Origin of the sequence: Mycobacterium sp. (assembly GCF_035640695.1) — a bacterium.
Taxonomy (GTDB): Bacteria; Actinomycetota; Actinomycetes; order Mycobacteriales; family Mycobacteriaceae; genus Mycobacterium.
In genome coordinates, this window is sequence record NZ_DASQVQ010000186.1 from 1 (window position 1) to 7,770 (window position 7,770).

Annotated in this window: 6 protein-coding genes; 5 read left to right on the top strand and 1 reads right to left on the bottom strand. The window is 66.8% G+C overall.

Translation table 11 applies throughout. The features are described from left to right. Positions 1-275 precede the first annotated feature (275 nt). Genes VE759_RS21805 through VE759_RS21820 form a run of 4 tightly spaced genes read left to right on the top strand, consistent with a single transcriptional unit; the run spans position 276 to position 5,446 of the window. Positions 276-803 (top strand): formate dehydrogenase subunit gamma, encoded by a 528-nt coding sequence (locus tag VE759_RS21805; RefSeq protein ID WP_324936323.1) that lies wholly within the window; start codon positions 276-278, stop codon positions 801-803. Next, entirely contained in the window at positions 800-2,410 is a 1,611-nt protein-coding gene (locus VE759_RS21810) for an NADH-quinone oxidoreductase subunit NuoF (RefSeq protein WP_324936325.1), read from the top strand. The genes VE759_RS21805 and VE759_RS21810 overlap by 4 nt, the downstream gene beginning before the upstream one ends. Beyond that, complete coding sequence (gene fdhF, locus VE759_RS21815; RefSeq protein WP_324936327.1) at positions 2,407-5,232, top strand: formate dehydrogenase subunit alpha; 2,826 nt, start codon at positions 2,407-2,409, stop codon at positions 5,230-5,232. Before VE759_RS21810 ends, fdhF begins: the two co-directional genes overlap by 4 nt. A gap of 1 nt (position 5,233) precedes the next feature. Further along, positions 5,234-5,446 carry a formate dehydrogenase subunit delta gene (locus VE759_RS21820; protein ID WP_324936329.1) on the top strand — a complete coding sequence of 71 codons (213 nt, stop codon included), beginning with the start codon at positions 5,234-5,236 and terminating at the stop codon, positions 5,444-5,446. A 44-nt stretch (positions 5,447-5,490) separates the two neighbouring features. Here the strand turns inward: VE759_RS21820 and VE759_RS21825 are convergent, their stop codons facing one another. Beyond that, on the bottom strand, positions 5,491-6,840 hold the full coding sequence (locus VE759_RS21825) for an OFA family MFS transporter (protein ID WP_324936331.1): 1,350 nt from the start codon (positions 6,838-6,840) through the stop codon (positions 5,491-5,493). A gap of 306 nt (positions 6,841-7,146) precedes the next feature. Here VE759_RS21825 and fdhD point away from each other — a divergent pair. Then, positions 7,147-7,770, top strand: a 624-nt coding sequence (gene fdhD, locus VE759_RS21830; RefSeq protein ID WP_324936333.1) for a formate dehydrogenase accessory sulfurtransferase FdhD, incomplete at its 3' end; no start/stop codon positions are given.

Genomic DNA, 7,770 nt, shown 5'->3' on the forward strand with positions numbered 1-7,770 from the left:
AGCCCGATCAAATTCTCCGCCTTCGAACCGGCCATCACCGGCGCACCCCTGCTCGGCGAGCACACCGACGAAGTACTCACCCAGCTCGGATACGACCCAGACACCATCGCCAACTGGCACGACAAAAACATCGTTGCCTGAACCGCCCGTCGGCCGGCGCGGGGTCAACCGCTCATGGTGAAAACCCGCCCCGGGTGACCAACCCGGGGCGGGTCCGCTCCCCGTGACCGAGGGCCGTCATCGTTTTTGTTCCACCTGTCCGCTGGAGGAAGCTCATGAATCCCACGTCGACGGGGGCGGCAAGCGCGACGACCGCGACAAGCGCGGCGACCGCGACGACCGCGGCGACCGAGGCTGTGGTCCGCGACCTCGCGGCAGCCCATCGCGACCAGCGAGGCGCGCTGCTTCCCATCCTCCATGCGGTCCAGGAGGCCCTGGGCTGTGTTCCGCCGGAGGCGATCCCCGTGTTGGCCGACGAGCTCAATCTTTCCCGTGCGGACGTGCACGGGGTGGTCACCTTCTACCACGACTTCCGTTCACGGCCGGCCGGCCGCACCACGGTCCGCGTCTGCCGGGCGGAGGCGTGTCAGGCGGTCGGCGCGCGACGGCTGGTGGCCTACCTGCGGGACAACTACGGCATGTCGCTGGGGGAGACCAGTCCCAATGGCGCGCTGACCGTTGAGCAGGTCTTCTGCCTCGGCAACTGTGCTCTGGGGCCGGCCGTGCAAGTGAATGGTCAGCTACACGGCCGTGTGGACGAAAGTCGCTTGGCTTCGATTATCGACGGGGCGGTCACGCGATGAGCGCGTCGAAGGCGGCGCCGGTCACGGTGTACGTGCCAAGCGATTCCGCGGCGAGATCGGTTGGCGCCGACCAGGTTGCGGATGCCCTGCTTAGCGCCGCGGTGCGCCACCGGCGTCCGATCCGATTGGTGCGCAACGGCTCTCGCGGCATGTTGTGGCTGGAACCGTTGGTCGAGGTGGCGACGCCGCACGGACGGATCGGCTACGGACCCGTCGCCCCCTCGGAGGTCGACGGCCTCGTGGCCGCGGGCCTGTTCGACGGCGCGGAACTCCCGGCTGGGGTGGGCGTGGTCGAGCAGTTGCCCTGGCTGGCGACGCAGAATCGGGTCACATTCGCCAGGGTGGGCGTCACCGATCCGTTGTCGGTCGACGACTACGTGGGCCACAGTGGCCTCGTCGGGCTGGCCCGCGCGCTGGAGATGTCCCCGGCGGAGGTGGTCGCGGAGGTCACGGACTCGGGGCTGCGTGGACGCGGCGGTGCGGGCTTCCCGGCCGGAATCAAATGGAAAACGGTACTCGAGTGTGGCGATGAGCTGAAGTTCGTCTGCTGCAACGCCGACGAAGGTGACAGCGGGACCTTCGCCGACCGGATGCTTATGGAGGGCGACCCATTCCTGCTCATCGAGGGCATGACGATCGCGGCCCACGCGGTCGGCGCCACCGAAGGCTACATCTACATCAGATCGGAGTATCCGGACGCAGTGGCCGTCATGCGTGCTGCGATCGAGATCGCCCGCGGGCGAAATTGGCTGGGCGACAATGTCCTGGGCTCGTCGCTGCGCTTCGATCTTCATGTGCGCGTCGGCGGCGGCGCGTACATTTGCGGCGAAGAGACCTCCATGCTGGAAAGCCTGGAGGGCAAGCGCGGCATGGTCCGGGCCAAACCGCCGATCCCGGCCTTGCATGGCCTGTTCGGCAAGCCGACGGTGGTGAACAACGTGCTCACCCTGGCCAGCGTGCCGACGATCCTGGCCGATGGCGCACCGGCGTATCGGGATTTGGGTGTGGAGCGGTCGCGCGGCACCCAGGTGTTCCAGCTCGGCGGGAACGTGCGCCGGGGCGGCATCGTGGAGAAGGCCTTCGGGGTAACCCTGGGCGAACTCGTGAACGGCTACGGCGGGGGAACCCGGTCCGGCCGTCCGGTACGGGCGGTCCAGGTTGGTGGCCCGCTCGGCGCGTATCTGCCGACGTCCAAATTCGACCTTCCGATGGACTATGAAGCCTTCGTGGCGGCGGGCGCGATGGTCGGTCACGGCGGCGTCGTGATCTTCGATGACTCCGTCGACATGGCCGCTCAAGCCAGGTTCGCGATGGAGTTCTGCGCCGCGGAGTCGTGCGGCAAGTGCACGCCGTGCCGGGTCGGCTCGGTGCGCGGCGTCGAGGTGATCGACCGGATCACCGCGGGTGAACACCGCGACGAGAACCTGGCCCTGCTCGAAGACCTCTGCGACGTCATGACCGACGGCTCACTGTGTGCGATGGGCGGCCTGACCCCGATGCCGGTACGCAGCGCGATCACACATTTCCCGGACGACTTTCTCGCCCGGGAAGCAAGCGAAGACACGAGCACCGCGCACACCAGCGCGGGGACGGAGGGCATGCCATGACGCTGCTCAAGGAACCCGACCACGGCACCCCGGCCAAGGACGGTCCGGCGAGCGTCTCCCTGGAGGTCGACGGGCTGCGCGTGTCGGTTCCGGAAGGCACGTCGGTGCTGCGGGCGGCCGCGCTGGCCGGCGTCGACATCCCGAAGCTGTGTGCCACGGACCGGCTCGAAGCGTTCGGTTCGTGCCGGCTCTGTCTGGTGGAGATCGACGGCCGCCGCGGTACCCCGGCTTCGTGTACCACCCCGGTAGCCGGCGGCATGGTCGTCCGGACCCAGACGCCCAAGGTCGCCAAGCTCCGTGAAAACGTCATGGAGCTCTACATCTCCGACCATCCGCTGGACTGTCTGACCTGTTCGGCCAACGGTGACTGCGAGTTGCAGGACATGGCCGGCGCGGTCGGGCTCCGACAGGTCAGATACGGCTACGACGGGGAGAACCACCTTGATGCGGTAGCCGATCACAGCAACCCGTACTTCGACTTCGATCCGTCCAAGTGCATCGTCTGCTCCCGCTGCGTGCGGGCCTGTGACGAGATCCAGGGCACGTTCGCGCTCACCATCGAGGGCCGGGGCTTCGAATCCAAGGTGTCACCGGGTGCGGGCGAGTCGTTCATGGATTCCGAGTGTGTGTCCTGTGGCGCGTGCGTGCAGGCCTGCCCGACGGCCACCCTGCAGGAGCGCTCCGTGGTCCAACTCGGGATGCCGTCCCGGTCGGTGATCACCACCTGCGCATACTGTGGCGTCGGCTGCTCATTCAAGGCCGAGCTGCGCGGTGACGAGTTGGTCCGCATGGTGCCCCATAAGGACGGCGGCGCCAACGAGGGCCACTCGTGCGTGAAGGGACGGTTTGCCTTCGGCTACGCCACCCATCCGGACCGGGTGCTGCGACCGATGGTTCGCGACAAGATCACCGAGCCGTGGCGGGAGGTCGAGTGGGACGAGGCGATCGGTGCGGTCGCCCGGCGGATGTCAGAGCTCAAGCGGCGGTACGGAGCAGGGGCGATCGGGGCGATCACGTCGTCGCGGTGCACGAACGAAGAGGTCTACGTCGTCCAGAAAATGGTTCGGGCCGCCTTCGGCAGCAACAACGTGGACACGTGTGCGCGAGTTTGCCATTCCCCCACCGGGTACGGGCTGAAGCAGACCTTCGGTGAGTCGGCCGGCACCCAAGACTTCCGTTCGGTGGCGCAAGCCGACGTGATCATCGTGATCGGAGCCAATCCGACCGACGGGCACCCGGTCTTCGCGTCCAGGATGAAGCAGCGGCTGCGCCAGGGTGCGAAACTCATCGTGGTCGACCCGCGTCGCATCGACCTGGTGCGCTCGCCGCACATCCAGGCCGATCATCACCTGCAGTTGAAGCCCGGAACCAACGTGGCGGTGGTGAATGCCATTGCACACGTGGTGGTCACCGAGGGCCTGGTCGACCAATCGTTCGTGGCGGACAGGTGCGAGGGATTCGACCAGTGGGCGGAGTTCATCTCCCGCAGCGAGAACAGCCCCGAGGCCGTTGAGCCGATCACCGGTGTGCCGGCCCGTGAACTGCGCGGCGCCGCAAGGCTCTACGCGCAGGCCGGCAACGGGGCCATTTACTACGGCCTAGGGGTCACCGAGCACAGCCAGGGCTCGACGATGGTCATGGGCATGGCGAACCTGGCGATGGCCTGCGGCAATATCGGCCGCGACGGTGTCGGCGTGAACCCGCTACGCGGCCAGAACAATGTTCAGGGCTCGTGCGACATGGGGTCGTTCCCGCACGAGCTGAGCGGTTATCGGCACGTCTCGGACGACGCGGTGCGTCATGTCTTCGAAAACCTCTGGGGGACAACTCTGTTGGCCGAGCCCGGATTGCGAATTCCGAATATGTTCGACGCCGCGATCGAGGGCACCTTCCGGGGTTTGTTCGTCCACGGTGAAGACATCGCGCAGTCCGACCCGAACGTGCACCACGTCGAGGCCGCACTGGGCGCGATGGAGCTGGTGGTGGTCCAGGACCTGTTCCTCAATGAGACCGCCAAGTTCGCCCACGTGTTCCTGCCCGGCGCGTCGTTCCTGGAGAAGGACGGCACCTTCACCAACGCCGAACGCCGGATCAACCGGGTCCGTGCGGTGATGAAGCCGAAGAGCGGCCGGCACGAGTGGGACATCGCCTGCCGGATTGCGACGGCGATGGGCTATCCCATGCACTATGACCACCCGAGCCAGATCATGGACGAGATCGCCTCGGTCACACCCACTTTCGCCGGGGTGTCGTTCGAGAAGCTGGACCAGGTGGGCAGTATCCAGTGGCCCTGCAACGAGCGCGCTCCGCACGGAACGCCGATCATGCACGTGGAGTCGTTCACCCGGGGCCGCGGCAGGTTCGTGCCGACGCCGTTCGTGCCAACCGACGAGCGCAGCACGCGCCGCTTCCCGCTGATCCTGACCACCGGCCGAATCCTCAGCCAGTACAACGTCGGAGCGCAGACGCGCCGCACCGCAAACATCGCATGGCACCAAGAGGATTTGCTGGAGATCCATCCCCACGACGCCGAGGTGCGGGGCATCGCCGACGGTGACGAGGTCACGTTGACCAGCCGAGTGGGCGAAACCAAGCTGCGGGCACAGCTATCCGACCGGATGCCCGCCGGTGTCGTCTACACCACGTTCCACTATCCGGTCACGGGTGCGAACGTGGTGACAACCGAGAACTCCGACTGGGCCACAAACTGCCCCGAGTACAAGGTGACGGCCGTTCAGGTCACGCTCGCCCACCCGGCGGTTGGTCCGCACGCTGTTGAACCGGCCCGACAGCGTGTGCTGGCCTCAGGACTCGTTGACTGAAATGTCGCTCAACGGTCCCGCCGAGATCAGGTTGGTCAACAACATCGCCGTTCAATTCCGCTACCTGCCAAGCGAGCAGGCGGCGGCCGCGGTCGCGGATCACGTCAAGAGGTTCTGGGATCCACGCATGAAAAGACGGCTGTTCGAGCTGGCGTCCGCCGAGGCTGAACGTCTCGACCCGGTTGCGGTGGCCGCGGCGGCGTTACTGCGCTGACCACACCCGCGCGACCGCTCGACGGTTGCCGGCTCGGCGCGCACCTACCGGGGCAGGCGCAGTACCGGGTATCCGGGGCGGTGCAGCAGTCTCGTCATGACGGCGGCGCACAGGCTGGTCAGGCCGGCAGCAACAAACACGATCGGAAGCGCGTGCGACGCCACCAGCGCCGCGGGCAGCCCGACTCCGATAACCCCCCCGAACAGCTTGGCGCTGTACACCACTGCGAAGTTGCGCACGGCGTTTCGCTCGCCGAAATAGTCGGCAACCAGGCTCGCGAACAGCGGGTAGAACGCGCCCCCCGCCAACCCGCTTACCGCGGCGAAGACCACGAACGCGGCGGTCTGCCCGTTCGACGCCGCATAGACGAGCCCCAACTGCGCGCAGCCCTCGAGCAGCAGCGCAGCGCTCAGTGTCTGACGTCGCCCGAATCGGTCGGAGACGCGACTGGCCACGGTGCGGCACGTGCCGTTGACGACGGCAAGCAGGCCCACGGCCGCCGCGCCGACGCCCAAACCAAATCCGTTGGCAATCGCGAAGATCGGGACGTACGCGATGGCCAGCAAGGAGGCAGCCGCGGCGAACACCAGGATGAGGTACATCACCACGAACGCGGGCGTCCGCACGGCCTGGGCAGGCGAGTATTGCCGCACCGCCGGGGCGTTGTTCAGCAAGCTGCGGTTCACCCGCCTGTCGACGGCCCATAGTTTGGGATCGATCTCACGCGGCCACCAGCCCGGCGGTGGATCCCTGAAGAACACTCCGCAGACCGCCACGACGAGCATGATGCAGACGCCTAACCCGGTGAAGATTGCCGCCCGGTTCTGGGGTGCGAGGACGGCGGCGAATAGCGTGATGAACGGCACGGCGCCATAGCCGAAGGCACCGGTGACGAAGCCGACCCGGACTCCGCGCTGTTCCGGATACCACTTCGCGACGGTGGAGGCGCACGTGGCGTAGACGATCCCGGCGCCGGTGCCGCACAGCACGGAATAACCGAGCACGGCGAGCACGAAGTTGTCGGTGTGGGCAAGTGTCAACGGGCCGGCGGCGCACAACAGCGCGCCGAAGATCATTGCCCGCGACGGAGACAGCGCAAAGCGGTGGCGCAACGCCGCCGTGGGAGCGGCCGCACCGGCCTGAAACACCAGCCACAGTGCGAGAATCCAGAAGGCACCCGTGGCGCTCGATCCGGTCGTCCGCTGCAGGGCGCCCGCCGCAACGCCGTAACCGTATTGCAGCACACTGATCCCGGCCATGGCCGTCCACGGCAGCCAAAGCATCCAGCTCCGGGAACGGCCCATGATGTCGTGCGGCCGCTCACCTACCCGGTACGAGCGTCCATGCAGATCCCGGACTTCGACGGTGGCGACCCCGCCACTGTTGTTGGCCATGCTTGCCTCCGCAGCAGTGCATACAGTATGCGATCAGCATAGCTATGACGTGGATCACTTGTCTAGGGGCATTCGGACGTGCCCCGGTTAAGAGCGCTTTATTCAATAACGGAACCCCAACTCGCCGTGCATAAGACCGTACGATCCGCTCGTCCGAGATTTGCGGAAACGAAGTCCTGGAAGCGTCGACATCGGGACGCGGCCGTTGCGGCGGTGCCCGCAGGACATTGCAGACAGTATGCGTCTACAATATACTGAGTGCCGGCCTGCGAAATCTTGGGGTCCGCGAAACCGAGGTGACCTGAATTGGGACGCGTCACTAGTCGCCGCCGGGTCATCCGGCTTGCCGGCCCAGACCAGACGGTGCGGCCGGACACTCTGGTGGCCGAGGAACCCGTCGAGATCCGGGTCGCGGGAGGACCGCTCACGGTCACGATGCGCACTCCGGGCCGGGATTTCGATCTTGCGGCGGGATTCCTCGTGAGCGAAGGAGTCATTCGGCGTGCGAATGACGTCGTCGGCATCCGCTACTGCGCGGGTGCCGGCGATGATGGCAATACCTACAACGTGGTCGACGTGGCGCTGTCCCCGGGCGTACCCGAACCGGACCCGTCCCTCGAGCGCAACTTCTACACCACTTCGTCCTGTGGGTTGTGCGGCAAGGCAAGCCTGGACGCCGTGCGGACCACGGCTGCCTGGTCGGTCCATGACGATCCGTTGCAAGTGAGCCCCCAAACAGTGGCCGAACTGCCGGACCGGCTTCGCGCCGCACAGCAGATCTTCGCCCGCACCGGCGGCTTGCACGCCGCCGGGCTGTTCGCCGTGGATGGGCAGCTGCTATGCCTGCGCGAGGACGTTGGCCGGCACAATGCGGTCGACAAGGTAGTGGGCTGGGCGCTGCGTGCGGACCTCCTCCCGCTGCGCGGCACG

Excerpts from the sequence above, each read along its gene's own strand:
- VE759_RS21805 (WP_324936323.1), top strand. The coding sequence starts at position 276 with ATGAATCCCACGTCGACGGGGGCGGCAAGCGCGACGACCGCGACAAGC.
- VE759_RS21810 (WP_324936325.1), top strand. The coding sequence starts at position 800 with ATGAGCGCGTCGAAGGCGGCGCCGGTCACGGTGTACGTGCCAAGCGAT.
- fdhF (WP_324936327.1), top strand. The coding sequence starts at position 2,407 with ATGACGCTGCTCAAGGAACCCGACCACGGCACCCCGGCCAAGGACGGT.
- VE759_RS21820 (WP_324936329.1), top strand. The coding sequence starts at position 5,234 with ATGTCGCTCAACGGTCCCGCCGAGATCAGGTTGGTCAACAACATCGCC.
- VE759_RS21825 (WP_324936331.1), bottom strand. The coding sequence starts at position 6,840 with ATGGCCAACAACAGTGGCGGGGTCGCCACCGTCGAAGTCCGGGATCTG.